General features: G+C 70.3%; 24 protein-coding genes and 2 pseudogenes. 5 read left to right on the top strand and 21 right to left on the bottom strand.

The genetic code is table 11. The features are described from left to right. Nucleotides 1–140: 140 nt before the first annotated feature. From nuoN to JS521_RS02025, 14 genes are read right to left on the bottom strand one after another with little or no spacing between them, the layout of a single operon-like run. Nucleotides 141–1,805, bottom strand: a complete 1,665-nt coding sequence (gene nuoN / locus JS521_RS02090) for an NADH-quinone oxidoreductase subunit NuoN (RefSeq protein ID WP_205080988.1) — start codon at nt 1,803–1,805, stop codon at nt 141–143. Further along, entirely contained in the window at nt 1,802–3,373 is a 1,572-nt protein-coding gene (locus JS521_RS02085) for an NADH-quinone oxidoreductase subunit M (protein ID WP_205080987.1), read from the bottom strand. Before JS521_RS02085 ends, nuoN begins: the two co-directional genes overlap by 4 nt. 4 nt (nt 3,374–3,377) lie before the next feature. Continuing rightward, nucleotides 3,378–5,273 (bottom strand): NADH-quinone oxidoreductase subunit L, encoded by a 1,896-nt coding sequence (nuoL, locus tag JS521_RS02080; protein WP_205080986.1) that lies wholly within the window; start codon nt 5,271–5,273, stop codon nt 3,378–3,380. 12 nt (nt 5,274–5,285) lie between these two features. After that, entirely contained in the window at nt 5,286–5,585 is a 300-nt protein-coding gene (gene nuoK, locus JS521_RS02075) for an NADH-quinone oxidoreductase subunit NuoK (protein ID WP_205080985.1), read from the bottom strand. Continuing rightward, on the bottom strand, nt 5,582–6,448 hold the full coding sequence (locus JS521_RS02070) for an NADH-quinone oxidoreductase subunit J (RefSeq protein WP_205080984.1): 867 nt from the start codon (nt 6,446–6,448) through the stop codon (nt 5,582–5,584). The genes nuoK and JS521_RS02070 overlap by 4 nt, the downstream gene beginning before the upstream one ends. Further along, nucleotides 6,445–7,134, bottom strand: a complete 690-nt coding sequence (gene nuoI / locus JS521_RS02065; protein ID WP_205080983.1) for an NADH-quinone oxidoreductase subunit NuoI — start codon at nt 7,132–7,134, stop codon at nt 6,445–6,447. Before nuoI ends, JS521_RS02070 begins: the two co-directional genes overlap by 4 nt. After that, entirely contained in the window at nt 7,127–8,530 is a 1,404-nt protein-coding gene (gene nuoH / locus JS521_RS02060; RefSeq protein WP_205080982.1) for an NADH-quinone oxidoreductase subunit NuoH, read from the bottom strand. The genes nuoI and nuoH overlap by 8 nt, the downstream gene beginning before the upstream one ends. Then, nucleotides 8,527–11,037 (bottom strand): NADH-quinone oxidoreductase subunit G, encoded by a 2,511-nt coding sequence (locus JS521_RS02055; protein ID WP_205080981.1) that lies wholly within the window; start codon nt 11,035–11,037, stop codon nt 8,527–8,529. The genes nuoH and JS521_RS02055 overlap by 4 nt, the downstream gene beginning before the upstream one ends. Further along, entirely contained in the window at nt 11,034–12,416 is a 1,383-nt protein-coding gene (nuoF, locus tag JS521_RS02050; protein WP_205080980.1) for an NADH-quinone oxidoreductase subunit NuoF, read from the bottom strand. The genes JS521_RS02055 and nuoF overlap by 4 nt, the downstream gene beginning before the upstream one ends. Continuing rightward, entirely contained in the window at nt 12,413–13,267 is an 855-nt protein-coding gene (gene nuoE, locus JS521_RS02045) for an NADH-quinone oxidoreductase subunit NuoE (RefSeq protein ID WP_205081031.1), read from the bottom strand. Before nuoE ends, nuoF begins: the two co-directional genes overlap by 4 nt. Nucleotides 13,268–13,296: 29 nt before the next feature. Then, nucleotides 13,297–14,619 carry an NADH-quinone oxidoreductase subunit D gene (locus JS521_RS02040; RefSeq protein WP_205080979.1) on the bottom strand — a complete coding sequence of 441 codons (1,323 nt, stop codon included), beginning with the start codon at nt 14,617–14,619 and terminating at the stop codon, nt 13,297–13,299. Beyond that, a complete protein-coding gene (locus JS521_RS02035; protein WP_205080978.1) occupies nt 14,619–15,350 on the bottom strand; it encodes an NADH-quinone oxidoreductase subunit C in 732 nt (243 codons plus the stop codon). Before JS521_RS02035 ends, JS521_RS02040 begins: the two co-directional genes overlap by 1 nt. Further along, the gene (locus JS521_RS02030) at nt 15,347–15,901 is read right to left on the bottom strand and encodes a NuoB/complex I 20 kDa subunit family protein (protein WP_018490715.1); all 555 of its coding nucleotides are present in this window, start codon (nt 15,899–15,901) and stop codon (nt 15,347–15,349) included. Before JS521_RS02030 ends, JS521_RS02035 begins: the two co-directional genes overlap by 4 nt. Nucleotides 15,902–15,919: 18 nt before the next feature. Further along, on the bottom strand, nt 15,920–16,279 hold the full coding sequence (locus JS521_RS02025) for an NADH-quinone oxidoreductase subunit A (RefSeq protein ID WP_003967084.1): 360 nt from the start codon (nt 16,277–16,279) through the stop codon (nt 15,920–15,922). A gap of 777 nt (nt 16,280–17,056) precedes the next feature. Here JS521_RS02025 and JS521_RS02020 point away from each other — a divergent pair. After that, nucleotides 17,057–17,917: a C40 family peptidase gene (locus JS521_RS02020; RefSeq protein WP_205080977.1), complete on the top strand. Its 861-nt coding sequence runs from the start codon at nt 17,057–17,059 to the stop codon at nt 17,915–17,917. A 1-nt stretch (nt 17,918) separates the two neighbouring features. On the opposite strand, the gene JS521_RS02015 is transcribed toward JS521_RS02020, so the two are convergent. The 3 genes from JS521_RS02015 to JS521_RS02005 all read right to left on the bottom strand — a co-directional run bounded on the left by JS521_RS02015 (nt 17,919) and on the right by JS521_RS02005 (nt 20,674). Beyond that, nucleotides 17,919–19,163 carry a Cmx/CmrA family chloramphenicol efflux MFS transporter gene (locus tag JS521_RS02015; RefSeq protein WP_205080976.1) on the bottom strand — a complete coding sequence of 415 codons (1,245 nt, stop codon included), beginning with the start codon at nt 19,161–19,163 and terminating at the stop codon, nt 17,919–17,921. Nucleotides 19,164–19,508: 345 nt separating this feature from the next. Beyond that, nucleotides 19,509–19,685: a hypothetical protein gene (locus JS521_RS02010; protein WP_205080975.1), complete on the bottom strand. Its 177-nt coding sequence runs from the start codon at nt 19,683–19,685 to the stop codon at nt 19,509–19,511. A 251-nt stretch (nt 19,686–19,936) separates the two neighbouring features. Further along, the gene (locus JS521_RS02005) at nt 19,937–20,674 is read right to left on the bottom strand and encodes a metallophosphoesterase (RefSeq protein WP_205080974.1); all 738 of its coding nucleotides are present in this window, start codon (nt 20,672–20,674) and stop codon (nt 19,937–19,939) included. Nucleotides 20,675–20,770: 96 nt separating this feature from the next. On the opposite strand from JS521_RS02005, the gene JS521_RS02000 reads away from it, so the two are divergent. Beyond that, the gene (locus JS521_RS02000) at nt 20,771–21,391 is read left to right on the top strand and encodes a CGNR zinc finger domain-containing protein (RefSeq protein WP_205080973.1); all 621 of its coding nucleotides are present in this window, start codon (nt 20,771–20,773) and stop codon (nt 21,389–21,391) included. A gap of 24 nt (nt 21,392–21,415) precedes the next feature. Here JS521_RS02000 and JS521_RS01995 read toward each other — a convergent pair whose 3' ends face one another. Beyond that, a complete protein-coding gene (locus JS521_RS01995; protein ID WP_205080972.1) occupies nt 21,416–22,699 on the bottom strand; it encodes a geranylgeranyl reductase family protein in 1,284 nt (427 codons plus the stop codon). A gap of 97 nt (nt 22,700–22,796) precedes the next feature. Between JS521_RS01995 and JS521_RS01990 the strand changes: the two genes are divergently transcribed. Continuing rightward, nucleotides 22,797–23,324, top strand: coding sequence for a GNAT family N-acetyltransferase (locus JS521_RS01990; RefSeq protein ID WP_205080971.1), 528 nt, complete (start codon nt 22,797–22,799; stop codon nt 23,322–23,324). A gap of 15 nt (nt 23,325–23,339) precedes the next feature. Here JS521_RS01990 and JS521_RS01985 read toward each other — a convergent pair whose 3' ends face one another. The 3 genes and pseudogenes from JS521_RS01985 to JS521_RS01975 form a co-directional block, all read right to left on the bottom strand. Next, the gene (locus JS521_RS01985; protein ID WP_205080970.1) at nt 23,340–24,032 is read right to left on the bottom strand and encodes a demethylmenaquinone methyltransferase; all 693 of its coding nucleotides are present in this window, start codon (nt 24,030–24,032) and stop codon (nt 23,340–23,342) included. A 30-nt stretch (nt 24,033–24,062) separates the two neighbouring features. Beyond that, the gene (locus tag JS521_RS01980) at nt 24,063–24,989 is read right to left on the bottom strand and encodes a TauD/TfdA dioxygenase family protein (protein ID WP_205080969.1); all 927 of its coding nucleotides are present in this window, start codon (nt 24,987–24,989) and stop codon (nt 24,063–24,065) included. Between the two features lie 32 nt (nt 24,990–25,021). After that, a pseudogene (locus JS521_RS01975) lies at nt 25,022–25,210 on the bottom strand (ABC transporter ATP-binding protein); the annotation flags it as partial. A gap of 394 nt (nt 25,211–25,604) precedes the next feature. Here JS521_RS01975 and JS521_RS01970 point away from each other — a divergent pair. Together JS521_RS01970 and JS521_RS01965 are read left to right on the top strand one after the other, a co-directional pair. After that, on the top strand, nt 25,605–26,114 hold the full coding sequence (locus tag JS521_RS01970) for a SigE family RNA polymerase sigma factor (RefSeq protein WP_205081030.1): 510 nt from the start codon (nt 25,605–25,607) through the stop codon (nt 26,112–26,114). 9 nt (nt 26,115–26,123) lie between these two features. Further along, nucleotides 26,124–26,503, top strand: a pseudogene (locus JS521_RS01965) (hypothetical protein); the annotation flags it as partial.

Genomic DNA, 26,503 nt, shown 5'->3' with positions numbered 1-26,503 from the left:
GGTGTCCGCTCGCCCGGCCCTGTCCCGTCCTGCTCTCGTCCCCGTCCACGATAGGCGGAGGCAACGACAACGCCGGACGGTCTGTGGATAACCGACCGTCCGGCGCTGCCGACGTGCATACTGCGGAGCTTCCGCGCGGGCTACCGCACGAAGACTCCCGCCTGGCTCGCCAGGTCCAGGAAATACTGCGGGGCCAGGCCCAGCACCAGGGTGACGGCGACGCCGACCGCGATCGTGGTCATGGTCAGCGGGGACGGGACGGCGACCGTGGGGCCGTCCGCCTTCGGCTCGCTGAAGAACATCAGGACGATCACGCGGATGTAGAAGAACGCCGCGACGGCCGAGGAGAGCACACCGACGACCACCAGCGCGCCGGCCCCGCCCTCGGCGGCCGCCTTGAACACCGCGAACTTCCCGGAGAACCCGGAGGTCAGCGGGATGCCCGCGAAGGCCAGCAGGAACACCGCGAAGACCGCGGCGACCAGCGGCGAGCGGCGGCCGAGCCCGGCCCACTTCGACAGGTGGGTGGCCTCGCCGCCCGCGTCCCGCACCAGCGTGACGACGGCGAACGCTCCGACCGTCACGAAGGAGTAGGCCAGCAGGTAGAAGAGGACCGAGGAGATGCCCTCCGGGCTGGCCGCGACGACGCCGGCGAGGATGAAGCCCGCGTGCGCGATCGAGGAGTAGGCCAGCAGCCGCTTGATGTCGGTCTGGGTGATCGCGACGATCGCGCCGCCCAGCATCGTGATGATGGCGACCGCCCACATGACCGGCCGCAGGTCCCAGGTGAGCCCCGGGAGTGCCACGTACAGCAGGCGCAGCATCGCGCCGAACGCGGCGACCTTCGTGGCGGCGGCCATGAAGCCGGTCACCGGGGTCGGCGCGCCCTGGTAGACGTCCGGGGTCCACATGTGGAACGGGATCGCGCCGACCTTGAAGAGCAGGCCGACCAGGATCATCGCGCCGCCGATGAGCAGCAGCGCGTCGTTGCCCATGGTGTCGGCGAGGGCCGGGTCGATCTCCAGGACCGAGCCGTCGACGACGTTGGCGATGTCGGCGTACGACAGGGAGCCCGCGTAGCCGTAGAGGAGGGCGATCCCGAAGAGGAAGAACGCCGAGGAGAACGCGCCGAGCAGGAAGTACTTCACGGCCGCTTCCTGCGACAGCAGCCGCTTGCGGCGGGCCACGGCGCACAGGAGGTAGAGCGGGAGGGAGAAGACCTCCAGCGCGATGAACAGGGTCAGCAGGTCGTTGGCGGCCGGGAAGACCAGCAGCCCCGCCACCGAGAAGAGGAGCAGCGGAAAGACCTCGGTGGTGGTGAACCCGGCCCGCACGGCGGCCTTCTCGCCCTCGCCGCCCGGTACGGCTCCGGCCTGGGCGGCGAAGGAGTCGACCCGGTTGCCGTGGGCGGTGGGGTCGAGGCGCCGCTCGGCAAACGTGAACACCGCCACCATGGCGACCAGGAGAATGGTGCCCTGGAGGAACAGGGTGGGGCCGTCGACCGCAATGGCGCCCTCGGCCGCGATCATGGCCTTCGTGGTGCCGTATCCGCCGGCCGCGAGGCCGACGATCGCGGCGAACGAGGCGGCGGCCGCCACCACGGTCAGGAAGAGCTGGGTGTGGTAGCGGGCCCGGCGCGGCACGAAGGCCTCGACCAGGATGCCCAGCACGGCGGCGACCAGGATGATCAGGACCGGCATCAGCTGGGTGTACTCGATCTTCGGCATGGTGAACGAGTCGCCCGGTGCCGCCGATGTCACCCCGCTCGCCGTCGTCCACAGACTGTGGACAGCTGTTGCGCTCACTTGGCGGCCTCCACCTCGGGCTGGGGGTCCTTCTTCTGTACGTCGGACATGGTGTGCTCCACCGCCGGGTTGACGACCTCGGTGAGCGGCTTCGGGAAGACGCCCAGGAAGATCAGCACGGCGATCAGCGGAACCGCGACCGCCAGCTCACGGGCCTTGAGATCCGGCATGGAGCGGACCGATTCCTGCACTGGTCCGGTCATCGTGCGCTGATAGAGGACCAGGACGTAGAGCGCGGCGAGCACGATGCCGGAGGTGGCGATGATCCCGGCCACCGGATAGGCGCTGAACGTGCCGACCAGGACCAGGAACTCGCTGACGAACGGGGCGAGTCCGGGCAGCGACAGGGTGGCGAGCCCGCCGATGAGGAACGTCCCGGCCAGCACCGGGGCGACCTTCTGCACCCCGCCGTAGTCCGCGATGAGCCGCGAGCCGCGCCGGGTGATCAGGAAGCCGGCGACCAGCAGCAGTGCGGCCGTCGAGATGCCGTGGTTGACCATGTAGAGCGTGGCGCCCGACTGGCCCTGGCTGGTCATCGCGAAGATGCCCAGGATGATGAAGCCGAAGTGCGAGATCGAGGCGTAGGCGATGAGCCGCTTGATGTCGCGCTGGCCGACCGCGAGGAGCGCCCCGTACACGATGGAGACCAGCGCCAGGGTGATGACCACCGGCGTCGCCCACTTGCTGGCCTCCGGGAAGAGCCCGAGGCAGAAGCGGAGCATCGCGAAGGTGCCGACCTTGTCGACGATCGCGGTGATCAGCACGGCGACCGGGGCGGTGGCCTCACCCATGGCGTTGGGCAGCCAGGTGTGCAGCGGCCACAGCGGGGCCTTGATCGCGAAGGCGAGGAAGAACCCGAGGAACAGCCACCGCTCGGTGCTGGTCGCCATCTCCAGGGAGCCGTTGGCGCGTGCCTCGGCGATCTCGGAGAGCGAGAAGCTGCCCGCGACCACGTACAGGCCGATGACGGCGGCCAGCATGATCAGGCCGCCGGCCAGGTTGTAGAGGAGGAACTTGACCGCCGCGTAGGAACGCTGGGCCGCGGCGTTCTCGTCGGTGCCCGCGTGGGCCCGGTCGCCGAAGCCGCCGATGAGGAAGTACATCGGGATGAGCATGGCTTCGAACAGGATGTAGAAGAGGAAGACGTCCGTCGCGACGAACGACAGGATCACCATGGCCTCGACCATGAGGATCAGGGCGAAGAAGCCCTGCGTCGGACGCCAGCGCGAGGACTTCGTCTCCAGGGGGTCCGCGTCGTGCCAGCCTGCGGCGATGACGAACGGGATCAGCAGCGCGGTGAGGCCGAGGAGCGCCACCCCGATGCCGTCGACACCCAGTTCGTAGCGGACGCCGAAGTCGGCGATCCAGGCCCGGGACTCGGTGAGCTGGTAGCGGTCGCCGCCCGGCTCGAAGCGGAGGAAGACGACCGCCGCCAGGACGAGCGTGCCGAGCGAGAAGAGCAGCGCGAGCCATTTGGCCGCGGTGCGCCGCGCGGCGGGGACGGCGGCGGTGGCGATCGCGCCGATCGCCGGGAGCGCCGCCGTCGCGGTCAGGAGGGGAAAGGACATGTGATCAGACCGCCCTCATCAGCAGGGTCGCGGCGATGACGACCGCCGTACCGCCGAACATCGAGACCGCGTAGGTGCGGGCGTAGCCGTTCTGGAGCTTGCGCAGCCGGCCGGAGAGCCCGCCGACCGAAGCGGCCGTGCCGTTGACGACGCCGTCGACCAGGGAGTGGTCCACGTAGACCAGCGAGCGGGTGAGGTGCTCGCCGCCGCGGACCAGGACCACGTGGTTGAAGTCGTCCTGGAGGAGATCGCGGCGGGCGGCCCGGGTGAGGACCGAGCCGCGCGGGGCGAGCACGGGGACCGGCTTGCGGCCGTACATCCCCCAGGCGATGCCGACGCCGATGACCAGGGCCACCACGGTGGCTCCGGTGACCGTGGCCGCGCTCAGCGGGGAGTGCCCGTGGTCGTAACCGGTGACCGGCTCCAGCCAGTTGACGAACCGGTCGCCGATCGCGAAGAACCCGCCCGCGAAGACCGAGCCGAAGGCCAGCACGATCATCGGGATGGTCATCGACTTCGGGGACTCGTGCGGATGCGGCTCGTGGCCTTCCGCGTCCGGCTGCCAGCGCTTCTCGCCGAAGAACGTCATCAGCATCACGCGCGTCATGTAGAACGCGGTGATCGCGGCGCCCAGCAGGGCGACCGAGCCGAGGATCCAGCCCTCGGCACCGCCCTTGGCGAAGGCCGCCTCGATGATCTTGTCCTTGGAGAAGAAGCCGGACAGGCCGGGGAAGCCGATGATGGCCAGATAGCCGAGGCCGAAGGTGACGAAGGTGACCGGCATGTACTTCCGCAGGCCGCCGTACTTGCGCATGTCGACCTCGTCGTTCATGCCGTGCATGACGGAGCCCGCGCCGAGGAACAGCCCGGCCTTGAAGAAGCCGTGCGTCACCAGGTGCATGATCGCGAAGATGTAGCCGATGGGGCCGAGGCCCGCGGCCAGGATCATGTAGCCGATCTGCGACATCGTGGAGCCGGCGAGCGCCTTCTTGATGTCGTCCTTCGCGCAACCGACGATCGCACCGAAGATCAGCGTGACCGCGCCGACGATGACGACGACCAACTGGGCGTCCGGGGCGGCGTTGAAGATCGCGCCGGAGCGGACGATCAGATAGACACCGGCGGTGACCATGGTCGCGGCGTGGATGAGGGCCGAGACCGGGGTCGGGCCCTCCATCGCGTCACCGAGCCAGGACTGCAGCGGCACCTGGGCCGACTTGCCACAGGCGGCCAGCAGCAGCATCAGCCCGATGGCCGTCAGCTTGCCCTGGCTCGTCTCGTCCGCCGACTCCAGCACCGGCCCGAAGGCGAAGGTGCCGAAGGTGGTGAACATCAGCATGATGGCGATCGACAGACCCATGTCGCCGACCCGGTTGACCAGGAAGGCCTTCTTCGCGGCGGTGGCCGCGGTGGGCTTGTGCTGCCAGAAGCCGATGAGCAGGAACGACGCCAGACCGACGCCCTCCCACCCGACGTACAGCAGCAGGTAGTTGTCGGCGATGACCAGGATGAGCATCGCCGCGAGGAACAGGTTCAGATAGCCGAAGAAGCGGCGCCTGCGCTCGTCGTGCTCCATGTAGCCGATGGAGTAGATGTGGATCAGCGTGCCCACACCGGTGATGAGCAGGACGAACGTCATCGACAACTGGTCGAGCTGGAAGGCGATGTCGGCCTGGAAGCCCTCCACCGGAATCCAGCTGAACAGGTGCTGGTGCAGGGCCCGGTCCTCGGCGCCCTTCCCCAGCATGTCGGTGAACAGGATCAGTCCGACGACGAACGAGGCGCCGGCGAGCGCGGTGCCGAGCCAGTGGCCCGTCTTGTCCAGCCGGCGTCCGCCGCAGAGCAGGACCGCTGCTCCGAGCAGGGGCGCCGCGACGAGCAGCGCAATCAGGTTCTCCACGTTTCCGACCCCTTACAGCTTCATCAGGCTGGCGTCGTCGACCGAGGCCGAGTGGCGGGAGCGGAACAACGACACGATGATCGCGAGTCCGACGACGACTTCCGCGGCGGCGACGACCATCGTGAAGAACGCGACGATCTGCCCGTCGAGGTTGCCGTGCATCCGGGAGAACGTCACGAGCGCCAGATTGCAGGCGTTGAGCATCAGCTCGACGCACATGAACAACACGATCGCGTTCCGCCGGATCAGCACCCCGGAGGCACCGATCGCGAACAGCAGGGCCGCGAGGTAGAGGTAGTTGACCGGGTTCACTTGGCGGCCTCCGAATTCTCCGCCGCGGACGCGGGATCGGCTCCGCGCGCCACGGCGTCCGCGTCCTCACGTCCGAGCCGCTCCCCGGAGCGCTGCTCCAGGGCCTTGAGATCGGCGAGGGACTCCTGCGAGACGTCCCGGATCTGGCCGCGCTGACGCAGCGTCTGCATGACGGTGAGCTCGGACGGCGTGCCGTCCGGGAGCAGACCGGGGATGTCGACCGCGTTGTGCCGGGCGTAGACGCCGGGGGCGGGGAGCGGCGGGAGGTGCTTGCCGCGTACGCGCTCCTCCGACATCTCCCGCTGGGTCTTGGCCCGTTCGGTGCGCTCGCGGTGGGTGAGCACCATCGCGCCGACCGTCGCGGTGATCAGCAGGGCGCCGGTGATCTCGAAGGCGAAGACGTACTTGGTGAAGATGAGGTTGGCGATTCCCTCGACGTTGCCGCCGTGCCGGGTGTTGGCCGCGCCGAGCCCGTTGAAGGTGCTCAGCGAGGCGTTGCCGATGCCCGCGATCAGCAGCACGGCGAAGCCGAGGGCGCATCCGAGGGCCAGCCAGCGCTGGCCCTTGAGGGTCTCCTTGAGGGAGTCCGCCGCGGTGACGCCGACGAGCATGACGACGAAGAGGAACAGCATCATGATCGCGCCGGTGTAGACGACGATCTGGACGATGCCGAGGAAGTACGCGCCGTTGGCGAGGTAGAAGACCGCCAGGATGATCATGGTCCCGGCGAGCGAAAGGGCGCTGTGCACGGACTTCTTCATCAGCACCGTGGCGAGCGCGCCGATCACGGCGACGGTGCCCAGGATCCAGAACTGGATGGCCTCGCCGGTCGAGGTGGTGGTGGCTGCGGCCAGCGCGTTCACGCGTCCACCCCCTTGTCGTGCCGGGTGGCGTCGGCGGCCCGGGTGGACTCGATGGGGTCCTCGTCGGGCTTGTCGCCCTCGCCCTTGGAGACGGCCGTCTGCCGGACGGTGCCGGGGGCGGCCTCGGTGACCACGCCCCGGTAGTAGTCCTGTTCGTCCATGCCGGGGAAGATCGCGTGCGGGCTGTCGACCATGCCTTCCTCCAGGCCCGCGAGCAGCTCGTCCTTGGTGTAGATGAGGCTCTCGCGGGTGGTGTTGGCCAGCTCGAACTCGTTCGTCATCGTCAGTGCCCGGGTGGGGCAGGCCTCGATGCAGAGTCCGCACAGGATGCAGCGCGCGTAGTTGATCTGGTAGACGCGGCCGTAGCGCTCGCCCGGGGAGTAGCGCTCCTCCTCGGTGTTGTCCGCGCCCTCCACGTAGATCGCGTCCGCCGGACAGGCCCAGGCGCACAGCTCGCAGCCGACGCACTTCTCCAGGCCGTCCGGGTGCCGGTTGAGCTGGTGGCGGCCGTGGAAGCGGGGCGCCGTCACCTTCGGCGTCTCCGGATACTGCTCGGTGAGCCGCTTCTTGAACATGGCCTTGAAGGTCACGCCGAAGCCGGCCACGGGGTTCTGGAACTTCTCGCCCGAGCCCCCCGAGGGCTCGGCGGATCCCGATGAGCCCGTGAGTTCTGGTTTCTCAGACACCGCCGGCCTCCTTTCCGTCACTCGCGCTGTCGTCACTCTGAGTATCCGCCCCGCCACTGACGACGAGCTCGCGCTCCCGTCGTGGCCGGCGCCTGGGCACGGGCGGCAGTGTCTGTCCGGGCAGCGGAGGCACCGGGAACCCGCCCGCCATCGGGTCGAAGGCGGGTTCCGGTTCGGCCGCTTCCGCCTCGGCCCGGTTCCTGCGGTCGCGGAACATGTCGACGACGAAGGAGATCAGCAGGATCGCGATCACGGCGGCGCCCACGTACAGCACGATCCGGGAGAAGTCGTAACCCTCGTTGCGCAGGGCGCGGACGGTGGCCACGAGCATCAGCCAGACGATCGAGACCGGGATGAGGACCTTCCAGCCGAGCTTCATCAACTGGTCGTAGCGCACGCGGGGAAGCGTGCCGCGCAGCCAGATGAAGAAGAAGATCAGGCACTGGAGCTTCAGGAAGAACCAGAGCATCGGCCACCAGCCGTGGTTCGCCCCCTCCCAGAACGCGGAGATCGGGTACGGGGCGCGCCAGCCGCCGAGGAACAGCGTCACCGCGATCATCGACACGGTGACCATGTGGATGTACTCGGCGAGCATGAACATCGCGAACTTGATGGAGCTGTACTCGGTGTTGAAGCCGCCGACCAGGTCGCCTTCGGACTCCGGCATGTCGAACGGGGCCCGGCTGGCCTCACCGACCATCGTCACCATGTAGATGATGAAGGAGACCGGCAGCAGCATGATGTACCAGCGGTCCGCCTGCGCCTCCACGATCGTCGAGGTGGACATCGACCCGGAGTAGAGGAAGACCGAGGCGAAGGCGGCGCCCATGGCGATCTCGTACGAGATCATCTGGGCGGACGAACGGATTCCGCCGAGCAGGGGGTACGTCGAGCCCGAGGACCAGCCGCCGAGGACGAATCCGTACACCCCGACCGCGCCGACGGCCAGGATGTAGAGCGCGGCGATCGGGAGGTCGGTGAGCTGCATCGTGGTGCGCTGCCCGAAGATGGAGACCTCGTTGCCCGCCGGGCCGAAGGGGATCACGGCGATCGCCATGAAGGCGGGGATCGCGGCGAGGATCGGCGCGAGGACGTAGACCGCCTTGTCCGCGCGCTTGACGATCACGTCTTCCTTCAGCATCAGCTTGATGCCGTCGGCCAGCGACTGGAGCAGGCCCCAGGGCCCGTGCCGGTTGGGGCCGATGCGCAGCTGCATCCAGGCGACGACCTTGCGTTCCCACACGATGGAGAACAGCACGATCAGCATCAGGAACGCGAAGCAGAAGACCGCCTTGATGACGACGAGCCACCAGGGGTCGGTGCCGAACATCGAGAGATCCTCGGCGGCGAGGACGACGCGCTCGGGCGCCGTCGTGAGTGCGGCGAGGCCAGTCACGCTCGTACCTCCGATGGTTCGACGGGTGCTCCCGGTGGGGCGGCGGGGCCGATCCGTACCAGGCTGCCCGGGTTCACGCCGGTGTCGGCGGGGATGCCGCGTCCCACCGAGTTCAGCGGCACCCAGACCACCCGGTCCGGCATGTCGGTGACCGCGAGGGGCAGTTCGACGGTGCCGGCGGGTCCGGTGACGGCGAGCAGGTCGCCGTCCTTGACGCCGGACTCGGCGGCGGTGACCGCCGAGAGCCGGGCGACGGCCGCGTGCCGGGTTCCGGCGAGGGCGGTGTCGCCCTCCTGGAGCCGGCCGAGGTCGAGCAGCATGCGGTGGCCCGCGAGGACCGCCTCGCCGTCGCCGGGCCGGGGCAGCGGCTGTGCGCCCGCGCGCGGGTCCTCCGCGTGGCCGCCCTCCCAGCCGCCGAGCCGGTCCAGCTCGCGGCGGGCGGCGGTCAGGTCCGGAAGCGCGAAGTGCACGTCCATGGCGTCGGCCAGCATGTGCAGCACCCGGGAGTCGGTCGGCGCGAGCGTCCGGGGCATCTGCTCGGGCTTCAGCGCGGCCTGGAACATCCGGACCCGGCCCTCCCAGTTGAGGAAGGTGCCGGACTTCTCCGCGACGGCGGCGACCGGGAAGACCACGTCCGCACGGGCGGTGACCGCGCTCGGCCGCAGCTCCAGGGAGACCAGGAAGCCGACCTCGTTCAGCGCCTGGAGGGCACGGTCGGGGTCGGGCAGGTCCTCGACGCCGACCCCGGCGACGAGCAGCGCGCCCAGTTCGCCGGTGGCCGCGGCCTCGACGATCTGGCCGGTGTCGCGGCCGTGCCGGGAGGGCAGTTCGGCCAGCCGCCACAGCTCCGCGACCTCGTCGCGGGCGCGCGGGTCGGTGGCCGGACGGCCGCCGGGCAGCAGCGAGGGGAGCGCGCCCGCCTCGATCGCGCCCCGGTCGCCCGCCCGGCGCGGAATCCACACCAGGCGTGCGCCGGTGGCGGTGGCGGTGCGGATCGCGGCGGACAGTGCTCCGGGCACGCCCGCGAGCCGTTCCCCGACGATGATCAGGGAGTGCTCGGCGCGCAACGCCTCGGCGGCCGCGGCTCCTTCGGCTTCCAGGCCGACGCCGCCCGCGAGCGCGTCGAGCCATTCGGTCTCGGTGCCGGGGGCGGCGGGCAGCAGGGTGCCGCCCGCCTTCACCAGGCCCCGGGTGGCGTGCGAGGCGAGCGCGAAGGTCTTCTGGCCGCTCTTGCGGTGGGCCTTGCGCAGCCGGAGGAAGACGCCGGGGGCCTCCTCCTCGGACTCGAACCCGACGAGGAGGACCGCGGGGGCCTTCTCCAGCGCGGTGTACGTGACGCCCTCGCCGTCGAGGTCCCGGCCGCGTCCGGCGACGCGGGCGGCCAGGAAGTCGGCCTCCTCGGCGCTGTGGACGCGGGAGCGGAAGTCGATGTCGTTGGTGTCGAGGGCGACCCGGGCGAACTTGCTGTACGCGTAGGAGTCCTCGACGGTCAGCCGGCCACCGGTGAGGACGCCGGTACGGCCGCGGGCGGCGAGGAGTCCGGCCGCCGCGGCTTCCAGCGCCTCGGGCCAGCTCGCCGGCTCCAGCTCGCCGTCGGCGTTGCGGACCAGCGGGGTGGTGAGCCGGTCACGCTGCTGGGCGTAACGGAAGCCGAACCTCCCCTTGTCGCAGATCCACTCCTCGTTGACCTCGGGCTCGTTGGCCGCGAGGCGCCGCATGACCTTGCCGCGCCGGTGGTCGGTGCGCGTCCCGCAGCCGCCCGAGCACTGCTCGCACACCGAGGGGGTGGAGACCAGGTCGAAGGGGCGGGAGCGGAACCGGTACGCCGCCGAGGTCAGCGCGCCGACCGGGCAGATCTGGATGGTGTTGCCGGAGAAGTACGACTCGAAGGGGTCGCCCTCGCCGGTGCCGACCTGCTGGAGCGCGCCGCGCTCGATCAGCTCGATCATCGGGTCGCCCGCCACCTGGTTGGAGAACCGGGTGCAGCGCGCGCAGAGCACGCACCGCTCACGGTCCAGCAGCACCTGGGTGGAGATCGGGACGGGCTTCTCGAAGGTCCGCTTCTTGCCGTCGAAGCGGGAGTCGGCGTCGCCGTGCGACATCGCCTGGTTCTGGAGCGGGCACTCGCCGCCCTTGTCGCAGACGGGGCAGTCCAGCGGGTGGTTGATCAGCAGCAGCTCCATCACGCCCTTCTGCGCCTTCTCGGCGACAGGAGAGGTGATCTGCGACTTGACGACCATGCCGTCGGTGCAGGTGATGGTGCAGGAGGCCATCGGCTTGCGCTGGCCCTCGACCTCGACGATGCACTGGCGGCAGGCGCCGGCCGGGTCGAGGAGCGGGTGGTCGCAGAAGCGCGGGATCTCGATGCCGAGGAGTTCGGCGGCCCGGATGACCAAGGTCCCCTTGGGGACGCTGATCTCGATGCCGTCGATGGTCAGCGTGACCAGGTCCTCGGGCGGAACCGCCGCCTCGCCGCCCCCGGAGGGCGCACTCGTGGTGACTGTCATGCGTTCACCCCCCGGTGAGCGTTCTTGCCGTCGGTGTTCTTGTCGTCGGCCCAGGCCGTGGACCGGGCGGGGTCGAAGGGGCAGCCCTTGCCGGTGATGTGCTGCTCGTACTCCTCGCGGAAGTACTTGAGCGAGGAGAAGATCGGCGAGGCCGCGCCGTCGCCGAGCGCGCAGAACGACTTGCCGTTGATGTTGTCGGCGATGTCGTTGAGCTTGTCGAGGTCGGCCATCTCGCCCTTGCCGGCCTCGATGTCGCGGAGCAACTGGACCAGCCAGTACGTGCCTTCGCGGCAGGGTGTGCACTTGCCGCAGGACTCGTGGGCGTAGAACTCGGTCCAGCGGGTGACGGCCCGCACGACGCAGGTCGTCTCGTCGAAGCACTGGAGCGCCTTGGTGCCGAGCATGGATCCGGCGGCGCCGACGCCCTCGTAGTCGAGGGGGACGTCGAGGTGCTCCTCGGTGAACATCGGGGTGGAGGAGCCGCCCGGCGTCCAGAACTTCAGCCGGTGGCCTGCCCGCATGCCGCCGCTCATGTCGAGGAGCTGGCGGAGCGTGATGCCGAGCGGGGCCTCGTACTGGCCGGGGCTGGTGACGTGGCCGCTGAGCGAGTAGAGCGTGAAGCCCGGGGACTTCTCGCTGCCCATCGACTTGAACCAGTCCTTGCCCTTGTTCAGAATCGCGGGAACCGACGCGATGGACTCGACGTTGTTCACCACAGTGGGACAGGCGTACAGACCGGCGACCGCAGGGAAGGGGGGCCGCAGCCGGGGCTGGCCACGCCGTCCTTCGAGAGAGTCGAGCAGCGCGGTTTCCTCACCACAGATGTACGCACCTGCGCCCGCGTGCACCGTGAGTTCCAGATCGAGTCCTGAACCCAGGATGTTCGTCCCCAGATAACCCGCCTCGTACGCCTCTCGTACGGCCTCGTGCAGTCGTCGCAGCACGGGGACGACCTCACCGCGCAGATAGATGAACGCGTGAGACGAACGGATCGCGTAACAGGCGATCACGATGCCCTCGATGAGGCTGTGCGGGTTCGCGAAGAGGAGCGGGATGTCCTTGCAGGTCCCCGGCTCCGACTCGTCGGCGTTGACCACCAGATAGTGCGGTTTGCCATCGCCCTGCGGGATGAACTGCCACTTCATCCCGGTGGGGAAGCCCGCGCCACCGCGGCCGCGCAGACCGGAGTCCTTGACGTACGCGATGAGGTCGTCGGGGTCCATGGCCAGCGCCTTGCGCAGGCCCTCGTAGCCCTCGTGGCGGCGGTAGGTGTCCAGCGTCCAGGACTCGGGCTGGTCCCAGAAGGACGAGAGGACGGGGGCGAGCAGCTTCTCGGGGCTCGTCCCGTTGTGGTCGATCTCGGCGGCCAAGGTCATCACTCCCCCTCCTCGGCTGCGGGCCCGGCCGGGTGCTCCGGGTCGGAGGCCGAGGTCTGCTGCGGTGCGTCGTGCGAGCTGAGGCGCTCGGTCGGCGAAGGATCGTGGACCTGCGCGTCGTGCGGCTGCCCGTCCTGGGGTCGCGCGTCCTCGGGCTGTCCGGCACGCGGGGAGACCACGCGCGCCTTCGGGAGCGCCTCGCCCTTGGCGAGCTTCAGCCCGATCAGCGAGGCGGGGCCCGCGCCGCCGGTGGCCTCGACGGCGCCGGGGCGCTCGTCGGGGAAGCCGGCCAGGATGCGGGCGGTGTCCTTGTACGAGCAGAGGGGAGCGCCGCGGGTGGGCTCGACGGTGCGGCCGGCGATCAGGTCGTCCACGAGTTGCGTGGCGCTCTCGGGCGTCTGGTTGTCGAAGAACTCCCAGTTGACCATCACGACGGGTGCGAAGTCGCAGGCGGCGTTGCACTCGATGTGTTCGAGGGTGACCTTGCCGTCCTCGGTGGTCTCGTTGTTGCCGACGCCGAGGTGCTCCTTGAGCGTGTCGAAGATGGCGTCGCCGCCCATGACCGCGCACAGGGTGTTGGTGCAGACGCCGACCTGGTAGTCCCCGCTCGGCCTGCGCCGGTACATGGAGTAGAAGGTGGCGACGGCGGTGACCTCGGCGGTGGTGAGGTCGAGCGTCTCGGCGCAGAAGGCCATGCCCGTACGGGAGACGTATCCCTCCTCGGACTGCACGAGGTGCAGCAGCGGCAGGAGGGCGGAGCGGCTGCCGGGGTAGCGGGCGACCACCTCCTTGGCGTCCGCGTCGAGCCGGGCGCGTACCTCGGCCGGGTAGGGGGTGGCGGGGAGCTGCGGCATCCCCAGACTGACGTCTTGGCGTGAGGTGGTCACCGGTCGACGCCTCCCATCACGGGGTCGATGGACGCGACGGCGACGATGACGTCGGCGACCTGGCCGCCTTCGCACATCGCCGCCATGGCCTGCAGGTTGGTGAAGGACGGGTCGCGGAAGTGGACCCGGTAGGGGCGGGTGCCGCCGTCGGAGACGACGTGCACGCCGAGTTCGCCCTTGGGGGACTCGACGGCGGTGTACGTCTGTCCGGCGGGCACCCGGAAGCCCTCGGTCACCAGCTTGAAGTGGTGGATCAGGGCTTCCATGGAGGTGCCCATGATGTTGCGGATGTGGTCGAGCGAGTTGCCGAGTCCGTCCGGACCGAGCGCGAGCTGGGCGGGCCAGGCGATCTTCTTGTCGGCCACCATGACCGGCCCCGGCTCCAGGCGCTCGATGCACTGCTCGATGATCCGCAGCGACTGGCGCATCTCCTCCAGCCGGATGAGGAAGCGTCCGTAGGAGTCGCAGGTGTCGGCGGTCGGGACCTCGAAGTCGTAGGTCTCGTAGCCGCAGTACGGGTCGGACTTGCGCAGGTCGTGCGGGAGGCCGGCGGAGCGCAGCACCGGGCCGGTGGCGCCGAGCGCCATGCAGCCGGTGAGGTCGAGGTAGCCGACGTCCTTCATCCGGGCCTTGAAGATGGGGTTGCCGGTGGCGAGCTTGTCGTACTCCGGCAGGTTCTTCTTCATGGTCTTGATGAACTCGCGCAGCTGGTCGACCGCGCCCGGGGGCAGGTCCTGGGCGAGGCCGCCGGGGCGGACGAACGCGTGGTTCATGCGCAGTCCGGTGAAGAGCTCGAAGAGGTCGAGAACCAGTTCACGATCGCGGAAGCCGTAGATCATGATCGTGGTCGCGCCGAGCTCCATGCCGCCGGTGGCGATGCACACGAGGTGCGAGGCGAGCCGGTTGAGCTCCATCAGCAGGACGCGGATGACGGTGGCCCGGTCGGGGACCTGGTCCTCGATGCCGAGCAGCTTCTCGACGCCCAGGCAGTACGCCGTCTCGTTGAAGAACGGCGTCAGGTAGTCCATGCGCGTGACGAAGGTGGTGCCCTGTGTCCAGTTGCGGAATTCGAGGTTCTTCTCGATGCCGGTGTGGAGGTAGCCGATGCCGCAGCGGGCCTCGGTGACGGTCTCGCCGTCGATCTCCAGGATGAGGCGGAGCACGCCGTGCGTGGACGGGTGCTGGGGGCCCATGTTGACGATGATGCGTTCGTCGTCGGACTTGACGGCGGATTCGACGACCTCGTCCCAGTCGCCGCCGGTGACCGTATATACAGTCCCCTCGGTGGTCGCTCGGGGTGTCGCGTGGGGAGTGGTCATCAGGAGTACGACCTCCGCTGGTCCGGAGCCGGGATCTGGGCGCCCTTGTACTCGACGGCGATGCCGCCGAGCGGGTAGTCCTTGCGCTGCGGGAAGCCCTGCCAGTCGTCCGGCATCATGATCCGGGTCAGGGCCGGGTGCCCGTCGAAGACGAGCCCGAAGAAGTCGTACGCCTCGCGCTCGTGCCAGTCGTTGGTCGGGTAGATCTCGACGAGCGACGGGATGTGCGGGTCGCTGTCCGGTGCGGACACCTCCAGCCGGATCAGCCGGCCGTGGGTGAGCGAGCGCAGGTGGTAGACGGCGTGCAGCTCGCGGCCCTTGTCGCCGAGGAAGTGGACGCCGCTCACGCCCGTACAGAGTTCGAAGCGCAGGGCGGGGTCGTCGCGCAGGGTGCGGGCGACCTGGACCAGGTGCTCGCGGGCGATGTGGAAGGTCAGCTCGTCGCGGTCGACGACGGTCTTCTCGATGGCGTTGGAGGGGAGCAGGTCCTGTTCCTCCAGGGCCCCTTCGAGCTCGTCGGCCACCTCGTCGAACCAGCCGCCGTACGGCCGGGAGGCGGCTCCCGGCAGGGTGACGGTGCGGACGAGGCCGCCGTAGCCGGAGGTGTCGCCGCCGTTGTTGGCGCCGAACATGCCCTTGCGGACGCGGATGACCTCGCCGCCGGTGTCGCGCGGGGCGGGTACGGCGTTGCCGTTCTGCTCGCCGCCGTTGGCCTTGGGGTTCTCGGTCACCGCAGGAGCCCCTTCATCTCGATCAGGGGCAGTGCCTTGAGGGCCGCTTCCTCCGCCTCGCGGGCGGCCTCCTCCGCGTTGACCCCGAGCTTGCCGTCCTGGATCTTCTGGTGGAGCTTGAGGATGGCGTCCAGCAGCATCTCGGGGCGGGGCGGACAACCCGGCAAATAGATATCGACCGGGACAATGTGATCAACACCCTGCACAATGGCGTAATTGTTGAACATTCCACCCGATGACGCGCAAACCCCCATGGAAATGACCCACTTGGGATTCGGCATCTGGTCGTAGACCTGCCGCAGGACGGGCGCCATCTTCTGGCTCACCCGGCCCGCGACGATCATCAGGTCCGCCTGCCGCGGCGATCCGCGGAAGACCTCCATCCCGAACCGGGCCAGGTCGTAGCGCCCCGCGCCGGTCGTCATCATCTCGATGGCGCAGCAGGCCAGTCCGAACGTGGCCGGGAAGACGGAGGACTTCCGCACCCAGCCCGCGGCCTGCTCGACCGTGGTCAGAACGAAGCCGCTCGGCAGTTTTTCTTCGAGTCCCATGGTGTGCCCCTCAGCCCCTCAGTCCCATTCCAGGCCGCCGCGACGCCATACATACGCGTAGGCGACGAAGACGGTGAGCACGAAGAGCAGCATCTCCACGAGCCCGAAGATCCCCAGGGCGTCGAAGGAGACCGCCCAGGGATAGAGGAAGACGATCTCGATGTCGAAGACGATGAACAGCATCGCCGTCAGGTAGTACTTGATGGGAAAGCGGCCGCCACCGGCCGGAGTCGGGGTGGGTTCGATACCGCACTCGTACGCTTCGAGCTTTGCCCGGTTGTAGCGCTTGGGGCCGATAAGCGTGGCCATGACCACGGAGAAGATCGCAAACCCTGCCCCGAGGGCGCCGAGCACGAGGATGGGCGCGTAGGCATTCACGCTCCTCGCTCCTTCCAGTCGTCCTTGACCTTTGGACCGCATCGGGCGACCGGCTCGCCACCTCACCAAGATCGTGCACATGTGAGGCAGTTCACAAGCCCGACTGCCCCGCATCCTATGCCTGGTCCCCTGTGATCTGCGACACGGGGTACGACAACGTCTTTGTGATCTCCACCACCTGACGAAGGATCATGAAGTCGTATGAGCGGTGATCTTCGCACGCGAAGCGGCCGAGTGATCACGAGACGTGACATTCGATGGTGTTACCGCTGGTCAAAGGCGTGCGGCGGTATCAATCGAAGGCCCCTACAAGCAAATTGGCGGTGGACTCCCCCGAGGTGATATGGGCGTCGGCCGGCCTCGGCGGTCACCCGGACGAGGGGCGGCGAGGACCGATGGGGACATGTGCGCGCATTCACGAACTTCCGGATCGGGCGCCTCGGCGACGCCCCGCACTCCGGTCCGGCCTCGCACCCCCACGCGCGACGCGGCCGCGAGGGTTGCCTGTCCGGATGTGCCCACACTGTGACCTGCGCCACTGAGTCCCGCACCCCAGGGAACCGGGCTTGGCCATCGGTGTGAACGGATGGTAAGCGACGGGCAATTCGGGCGTATTACCGAAAGGCAGTGATCACGGGCCTGATCGCCGCTGCCCGTTTTGCCCGTTACGGCGTCAATAAAGGCGCCCAAAAAGCGGATTCACAGATTCCGAACGTAACTGTGTCGCAACACACGTTTCTTGATGGGAGCCCTACAGCCCTGATAGCGCTAGTACCCATGTCCCACACCGCTCACATACCCAGCCACCGGAAGCCCCGTCAGCGCGCCTCGAAGTCGGCGCTGCGGGCCGGAGTTGCCGGTGGCGTCCTCAGCACCATCGCGGTCGCGGGTGCCGCCGGTCCGGCCCAGGCCGAGCCGGTGACCCAGACGATCGAGATGCCCACCATCACGTCCGGCATCTCCACCGCTGTGGCCGCCTCCGCACAGGCCACGCAACAGGTCGCCCTCGACCTGGAGACGCAGGCCAACGAGGACGCCGCGGCCGAGAAGGCCGCCAAGGCGGCCAAGAAGGCCCACGCCGAGGCCGTTCGCAAGGCGGAGGCCAAGAAGAAGGCCGAAGCCGCCGCCAAGGCCAAGGCCGAGGCGGAGGCCGAGGAGCGCGCCGAGCGCGCCTCCCGGACCTCCGAGCGCACGACGCTCAGCGGCTCCGCCGGCTCCTCGGGCTGCGGCAGCTCCGCCTCCGCCCCGTCCTCCTCCTCCTCCTCCTCCTCCTCGAACGTGAGCGGTTCCGCCGCCTCCATCGTGGCGTTCGCCAAGGCCCAGGTCGGCGACGCGTACGTCTCCGGCGGCACCGGCCCGAACGCGTGGGACTGCTCGGGCCTGGTCCAGGCCGCCTACCGCACGGCGGGCATCGACCTGCCGCGCGTCTCGCAGTCGCAGTCGACCGCCGGCACCCAGGTCTCCCTGGACAACCTCCAGCCCGGCGACATCCTGTACTGGGGCGGCGCGGGCAGCGCGTACCACGTGGCGATCTACGTCGGCGGCGGCGAGTTCGTCGGTGCGCAGAACTCCAGCACCGGCACGGTGCAGCGCTCCATGGACTACGACCGGCCGACCGGCGCGGTCCGCGTTCTCTGATTCACAAGCGGTTCCCCGGGTGTCCGCCCGGCGACCCGCCGCGCCTCCGGGCGCACCGGTGCACGGCTGAGGGCCGCCGCTCCCCCGCTCGGGGGCGGCCCCCCTTCGCCGTCGTCGTCGCGGCGACGAGCAGCGCCAGGACCATCAGCAGGGCGCTCACCCAGACCGGCGCCCGGTAGCCGAACCCGGCGTCCAGGGCCAGGCCTCCCGCCCACGGGCCCACCGCCGCCCCCAGGTTGAACGCGGTCGTCGAGAAGGCCCCGGCCAGCGTCGGGGCCCCGGGGGCGAGGCCCAGGACCCGGGTGATCAGCGCGGTGCCCGTACCGCAGGCGAAGAGGCCGAGGAGCGCGAGCAGCACCAGGGCGGACACCGGGCTGCCCGCCGCCAGGGCGAGCGCGGCCCAGCCGAGGGCGAGGGCGGCCATGCCCGTGCCCACGACGGCCACCGGGCGGGCGTCGGCGAACCGGCCCGCCACCGTGACCCCGGCGAACGCGCCCGCCCCGAAGAGCGCCAGGCCCACCGGCACCCACCCCGCGCCGAGGCCCGCCTCCCGGGTGAGGAGCGGCTCCAGGTAGGAGAACGCGCAGAAGGTCGCCCCCTGCACCAGGGCCATCGTGAGCAGGACCGGCCGCAGCAGGGGCCCGGTCAGCGCGCGCAGTTCGTCCCGTACGGGTACGGGAACGGCGGCCACGCCCGTACCCCGCCCGCCCGGGATGGAGCGCAGGACCGCGAGGACGGCCGGCAGCGAGACGACCGCGACCGCCCAGAAGGCCGACCGCCACCCCCACCGCTCCCCCAGCACCGCGCCGGCCGGTACGCCCACCACGCAGGCGATCGTCACGCCGCCGACCACCACGGCGGTGGCTCGGCCCTTGAGCCGGTCGGGGACCATCGCGACGGCGGTGCTCAGGGCGACCGCCCAGAAGCCCGCGTTGGCGAGGGCTCCGACGAAACGGGTCGCGAGCAGCACGCCGTAGTGCGGAGTGAGAGCCCCGACGACATGAACGGCGATGAACACCGCGAGGAAGAGCAGCAGGGCGCGGCGGCGCGGCCAGTTCCGGCCGGCGAGCGCCATGAGGGGTGCGCCGACGACCATCCCGATGGCGAAGGCGGAGGTGAGGAGGCCGGCGGCGGAGAGGGAGACGCCGAGGTCGGCGGCGATGCCGGAGAGCAGCCCGGACAGCATGAACTCGGAAGTGCCCTGGGCGAAGACCGCGAGCCCGAGGACGTAGACGGCGAATGGCATGGGTGAGTAGCCCCTTGGACGGAACCGTCGGATGGACAGACAGACCGGTGTGCGGGGATACGGGCCGCGCGGACGGCCGCGCCGGAGATCCGGCGGCGGCATGGCGCGAAGAAGTGCCCGGCGGTGATCGGCCGGTGCACGGATTCCGCGTACGGCGGTGCTTCAGCGCGTACGCGAAAGGGAACGGCCCGTAAGGGCTGTCCCGTGATCCCTGGCGGGCGTGGAACCGTCACGGAGGGACCGGTGACCCGGGAGGGGTCAGTCGGCGGTGCTCAGCACGGACACGGCCACCGGCGCACCGGTGGCCGGAGTCTGTCCGACTCGGGGCTGGCCATGGAGGAGAGCCTACCGCCGGCGTGGGCGGCGGTTGGGCCGCTCCTGCTCGCGGGCCGACGTGGTGGGCGCGGGGAGCGCTTCGTACGCGGCGTCGAAGTCCTCGTCCTCGTCCGGCGTGGTCAGGTCCACGGTGAACCGGGGCTCCAGGAAGAGGTCCTGGTGCTGGGGCAGGGAAGCGATGGTCATGGCTGTGTGTCCTTGGGGTCGAGCAGCGCTGTAGCGGCTTTTTCTGTACCCCGCCGGCCTGCGTTCAATGTGAGAGTGCGTCAAAGAAGGTGAAACGCGCCGCGCGTCGCCACCGTGGGTGGGCGGGCGTCGGCCGGTCCGGGTCTTGGGCCCGTCAGGCGCGCAAATCATCGCACACGATCACCCGCCGGGCTGCGGATTAACCCGGGCGTGAAGCGGAGTGCCGGATTCGGCGACGGGGTGCGGGGCGGTCAGAGGACGACGCGGAAGTGGGTGGTCAGCCGCCGGTCCTCGCCCAGGACGTGAAACGCCAGGCCGGGCGGCTGGTCCCGGTCCGCGGGCCGGTCGCCCTCCCAGGGCAGGCGCAGGGTCCAGGTGACGGCGGGGCCGACGATCAGGGGGCGGCCGGCGAAGGTCGAGGCGGCGGCCGTGTGGGCGTGCCCGGTGAGGACGGCGACGACCCCGGGCTGGGCGTCGAGCAGGGCGGCGAGCCGCTCGGGCTCCTGGAGCATCCCGGCGTCCGGCAGCGGGTGATGGACCTCGACGGGCGGCTGGTGGAAGGCGATCAGCGCGGGGACGTCGTCGGGCAGTCCGGTGAGCGTGGTGTCGATCCAGGCCAGCGTCTCCGCGTCGAGGCGCCCCTCGTCGCGGCCGGGGATCGTGGAGTCGCACATCAGGACGGCGCACCCGGCGACACGGTGCACCCGGTTGACCGGTGCGGTGTCCGGCGCCTCCCCGAGGAAGGCCTTGCGGTAGGCGGGGCGGGCGTCGTGGTTGCCCGGGCAGGCGAGCACGGGGAACGGCGCGTCCAGCAGGCGTACGGCCTCCCCGTACTCGGCCTCGGTCGCGTGGTCGGCGATGTCCCCGGTGACCAGCAGCGCGTCGACCGGGCGGGGCAGGGCCCGCAGGTACTCCATCACGCGGGCCGCCCGGTGCGTCGCGCGTTCACTGCCGTCCAGGTGCAGATCGCTGATCTGAGCAAGCAACATGAGCAGCACTCCCCCGACTAACGCTTATTCGCCTTATTCCATTAGAACCCTAAGCTGGAGAGCGCAGACGTTCAAGAGACCCGGAAGGAGAGGGCGATGACCGAGCGTCCTGTGATGGAACTGGCGAGCACCATCCGCCACGACGGCGACGGCGGGGTCCTCGACGATCTGGACACGGTCCGGGGAGCGCGTCGCTGGCTTCAGCGCCGCCCCGGCATCCTGGCCACCGCCACCGCCACCGCCACGGCCACGGCCACCGGGGACCTGGTCCTCGACGAGGAGCTGAGAGAGGCGGTCGTCGACGTCCGGCGGGCCGTCCGGGCCCTGTTCGCGCGGGTGGTCAGCCCGGCCCCTCCGAGCCCGGCCGACGCCCACCGCCTGCTGCCCGTCGACGAGGCCATGCGACTGCTCAACGCGGCGGCGGCCCGGGAGCCGGTGGCTCCCCAACTGCACTGGCCCGCCGAAGGGCCGCCCACAGCAGGCCTGTTGTCGGCCGAGGGCGACCCTGGCGTACGGCTGGTCGCGGCCCTGGCACGCGACGCCGTCGACTTCCTGAGCGGACCGCAGCGCGAGCACCTGCGGGCCTGTCACGCGCCGCGCTGCGTCCGGTACTTCATCAGGAGCCACGGCCGCCAGGAGTGGTGCAAGCCGTCCTGCGGCAACCGGGCGCGGGTGGCCCGCCACTATGAACGTACGCGTGCGGCGGACCCTTCCTGAGCCGCGTGGGCTTCCCGGGCGGCCTCAGGCCTTCGGGGCCACCTTCGACAGCCCGTTGATGATGCGGTCCATCGCGTCGCCGCCCTGCGGGTCGGTCAGGTTGGCCAGCATCTTGAGCGTGAACTTCATCAGCAGCGGGTGGGTCAGGCCGCGTTCCGTGGCGATCTTCATGATCTTCGGGTTGCCGATCAGCTTCACGAAGGCGCGGCCCATCGTGTAGTAGCCGCCGTAGGTCTCCTTGAGCACCTTCGGGTAGTTGTTCAGGGCCAGTTCGCGCTGAGCGGGGGTGGCGCGGGCGTGGGCCTGGACGATGACGTCGGCGGCGATCTGGCCGGACTCCATGGCGTACGCGATGCCCTCGCCGTTGAACGGGTTGACCATGCCGCCCGCGTCGCCGACCAGCAGGAGGCCCTTGGTGTAGTGCGGCTGGCGGTTGAAGGCCATCGGGAGGGCCGCGCCGCGGATCGGCATCGTCATGTTCTCCGGGGTGTAGCCCCAGTCCTCCGGCATCGAGGCGCACCAGGCCTTGAGGACCTCGCGCCAGTCCAGCTCCTTGAAGGCGGAGGAGGAGTTGAGGATGCCGAGGCCGACGTTGGAGGTGCCGTCGCCCATGCCGAAGATCCAGCCGTAGCCGGGCAGCAGCCGGTCCTCGGCGCCGCGCTTGTCCCACAGCTCCAGCCAGGACTCCAGGTAGTCGTCGTCGTGGCGGGGCGAGGTGAAGTACGTCCGCACGGCGACGCCCATCGGGCGGTCCTCGCGGCGGTGCAGGCCCATCGCCAGGGAGAGGCGGGTGGAGTTGCCGTCGGCGGCGACGACGAGCGGGGCGTGGAAGGTGAGCGGGGTCTTCTCCTCGCCGACCTTCGCCTCGACGCCGGTGATGCGGCCGGTGCGCTCGTCGCGGATGGGCGCGCCCACGTTGCAGCGCTCGTAGAGGCGGGCGCCGGCCTTCTGCGCCTGGCGGGCCAGCTGCTCGTCGAAGTCGTCGCGTTTACGGACCAGCCCGTAGTCCGGGTAGGAGGCCAGCTCCGGCCAGTCCAGCTGGAGGCGGACGCCGCCGCCGATGATGCGCAGGCCCTTGTTGCGCAGCCAGCCCGCCTCCTCGGAGATGTCGATCCCCATGGAGACGAGCTGTTTCGTGGCGCGGGGCGTGAGCCCGTCGCCGCAGACCTTCTCACGGGGGAAGGCCGTCTTCTCCAGGAGCAGGACGTCGAGTCCGGCCTTGGCGAGGTAGTAGGCGGTCGTGGAGCCGGCAGGGCCCGCTCCGACGACGATGACATCCGCGCTGTGCTCGGAGAGGGGCTCGGTCACGGTCGGATCTCCCGAAGACTCGAATTCGCGTGCCGCGCGGCACATGTCCCGTGCAGTCTATGGGGGCCTGCGAACCAACCCTCCGAAGGGCTCCCTCATGTCGATCGCGCCTGCCACGCCCCACGCTTCGGCCCCCGCCGTACGCCTCCGTGTTCCGACCGACGAGGACGCCCTGACCTGGTACCGGGTCTTCGACGACCCCGAGGTGATGGAGTTCTTCGGCGGCCGCCGGGCCGACTTCTCCGTGTACGAGGAGCTCACCGCCCGCCAGCGCCGCCACGACGCCGAGCTCGGCTATTGCCTGTGGACGCTCACGGACGAGGCGGACACCGTCCTCGGCTTCACCGGGGCGCAGCCGTGGCCGCACGCCCACTACGGGCCGGTCGGCGCGATCGAGATCGGCTGGCGCCTGGGGCGTACGGCGTGGGGGCGCGGGTACGCCACCGCCGCCGCCCGCGCCACGCTGGAGCGGGTGCGGGCGGCCGGGGTGGGCGAGGTGGTCGCGATGATCCACTCCCGTAACGCCCGGTCGATGGCGGTGGCGGAGCGGCTCGGGATGCGGCGGGCCGAGTCGTACGACACCCCGCGCGGCCAGGAGGCGGTCTGCTTCCGGCTGGAGCTGTGAGGCCCCGCAGATGACTCAGGCGCGGGTGGCCCGGTGCAGGGCCACCACGCCGCCGGTGAGGTTGCGCCACGCGACCTTCGACCAGCCCGCCTTCTGGAGCAGTGCGGCGAGGGCGGGCTGGTCGGGCCAGTCGCGGATGGACTCGGCGAGGTAGACGTACGCGTCCGGGTTGGACGACACCGCGCGGGCGGCCGGCGGGATCGCCCGCATCAGGTACTCCGTGTAGACCGTGCGGAACGGGGTCCAGGTCGGCTGGGAGAACTCGCAGATCACGACGCGGCCGCCGGGCTTCGTCACCCGGTACAGCTCGCGGAGCGCGACCTCGGTGTCCTGGATGTTGCGCAGCCCGAAGGAGATCGTGACGGTGTCGAACGTCTCGTCCTTGAACGGCAGCTTCATCCCGTCGCCCGCCGTGAACGGCATCCACGGGTGGCGCTCCTTGCCGACCTTGAGCATGCCGAGCGAGAAGTCGCAGGGCACGACGTAGGCGCCCGCCTGCACGAAGGGCTGCGAGGAGGTCGCGGTGCCCGCCGCCAGGTCGAGGATCTTCTGCGCGGGGCGGGCGTCGACCGCCGCCGCGACCGCCTTGCGCCACAGCCGGGCCTGGCCGAGCGAGATCACGTCGTTGGTCAGGTCGTAGTTGGCCGCCACACCGTCGAACATCGAGGCGACTTCGTGCGGCTGCTTTTCCAGGGAGGCTCGGGTCACCCTTCCATTCAAGCAGCCGCACCCCCGGGATCAGTGAGGGCGGTCGCCCGCGATGGCCACGCGCTCCGCGACCCGGCGGTGCGGGGCGTAGTCGTTGACCGCGTAGTGCTGGGTGGCCCGGTTGTCCCAGAACGCGACGTCGCCCGCCCGCCAGGAGAACCGCACCTGGAACTCCGGGGCGTGCGCCTGCTGGAACAGCAGCCGCAGCAGCCGGTCGCTCTCCTCCTGCGCGAAACCCACGATCCGGGTGGTGAACGAGGCGTTGACGAAGATCGTGCGGCGGCCGGTGACCGGGTGGCGGCGCACCACCGGGTGCTCGACCGGCGGGAACTCCTCCTGGTGGGCCGCCAGCCGCTCCGGCGGGTAGAAGCGGGCGAAGCCGGGGATGAAGTCGTGCACCGCCCGCGCCCCCTCGATGCGCTCCTTCACCTCCGGGTCGAGATTGTCGTACGCGGCCGCCATGTCCGCCCACAGCGTGTCGCCGCCCACCGGAGGCACCTCGCGCAGCTGGAGCACCGCGCCGAGGGCGGGGCGCTCGCGGAAGGTGACGTCGGTGTGCCAGACGTTCTCGAAGGTGGGCACGGCGGTGCGGTCGAGCCGGGCCACCTCCGGGTCGTCGCCGGTGGCGAGCAGCGGGTTGGTCTCCAGCTCGCCCCAGAGCCCGGCGAACGCGCGCTGCTGCCGCGAAGTGAGGTGCTGGTCCCGGAAGAACAGCACCTTCCACTCCAGCAGCGCCCGGTCCAGCTCGGCGCGCACGGCCGCCTCCAGCGGGCGGGACAGGTCGACGCCGTGGATCTCCGCGCCGATGACCCGGCCGAGCGGGATTAGCCGGAAGCGCTCGTACGGGCGGTCGGGCCGGCCCTCCGGAACCCGGCGCAGCTCGCGCGGGCCCTCGTACAGGCCGTCGGCGGGGATGCGGGCCTCGCGCAGAACGGGGGTCGTCGCGGTGGCGGTCATGGTTCTTCTCCTCTCGGGTGTACGGACCGGGATCAGCGGGCCGCGTTGCGCACGGCCGTGCCGATCTCGGCGCGCAGGGCGGCGTACGCGGGCAGCCCGCGCAGTTCGTCGGGGTCGGCGCCGGTGCGGGGCAGGTCGATCGGGATGTCCAGGGCGACGGTCCCCGGACGGTTGGTGAGGACGATCGCGCGGGTGCCGAGGAAGACCGCCTCGTCCACGGACGCCGAAGGCGCAGCAGGCACTGATGGCGCGGAATACGCTCAAGATGCTGGTACCGGGGACGCGCGCAGGCATCACGTGGGCATCGCCGAGGATGCCGCGGCCGGCATCAACAGGATGCGCTGGAGACGCGGCAGAGATCGATGTGGAGGCACTCCACCAGAAAACGATCGACTGTCACGGGCGCTGTTCTAGCACAGCGCTTCGCGCGGGCACCAGGATCCGCCGACAGGTGAGACGCCCCCGGACCGGTGCGTGGACCGGCATGTGGACCGATGCGCACACCGCCTCGAACTGATCTTCACTTCTCTTCAACCTTTTCGGCACACGGGTGCTCTGTAAGGGGTGGGAGTCGAGGAGAGAGGAGGGCGGATGCCGGCAGGGGCTCAGTCCGCCATGGCGGACGGCGAGCGCGCCGCGTTCGAGGCGTACGCCCGGACCGGGCAGCGCCGGCTGTACCGGACGGCCTACCTGCTGTGCGGAGACGTCGAGGGCGCGCAGGACCTGACGCAGACGACGCTCGCCAAGCTGTTCCAGCACTGGCGCAGGGCGAGCCGGGCGGACAACCTCGATGCCTACGCCAAGACCGTGCTGGTACGCACCTTCGTGGCCGAACGCCGCCGCTCCGTACGGGATCTGCTCGCCCACAACCACAACGCGCCCCGCCCGCACCCCAATCCCGCGCCGGGTGCCGACCTCCGGGTCACGCTGCTCGCCCTCCTCGCCGAACTCCCGCCCCGAGCACGGGCGATGGTCGTCCTGCGCTACTGGGACGACCTGAGCGTGGAGACCGTGGCGTCGCTGCTGCGGTGCAGCGAGTCCACGGTGAAGAGCCAGTGCTCGCGTTCGCTCGTCCGCCTGCGCGCCCGGCTGGGCGACGTCCAGCTCTACTCCACCGGAAGCTGAGGGCCGGTCATGATCCCCGAACCGCACGAGCACCTGTCGCCCCGCACCCCCGACGAGGAACTGTTCCGGGACGCCCTGCACCGGGCCGTCGGCCCGCTGTCCCTCCAGCCGGATCTGGTCCCCGACGCCGTACGGGAGGGCCACCGGCGGCGGGCCAGGACCCGGGCGTTCGCGGTGGCGGGCGCCTTCGTCGCGGTCACCGCCGTCACCCTGGGCCTCTCCGTGCTCGGCCCCTGGCTGTCGGCGGGGCCGGACACGGAACCCGCCGCGCCCGCCGGACCGTCCCTCTCCCTGCCCGCCGCCACCTCGTCCCCGTTTCCCCAACGTACGGAGCCACGCCCCGACATGCCGAGCCCCACGTCCACCCCCGTGCCGACGGAGTCCGCGCC

The sequence above is a fragment of the Streptomyces durocortorensis genome (genome assembly GCF_016901035.1).
Lineage (GTDB): Bacteria > Actinomycetota > Actinomycetes > Streptomycetales > Streptomycetaceae > Streptomyces > Streptomyces durocortorensis.
Note: the sequence above shows the minus strand (reverse complement) of the source record. Positions and strands in the feature narration are given on the sequence as shown.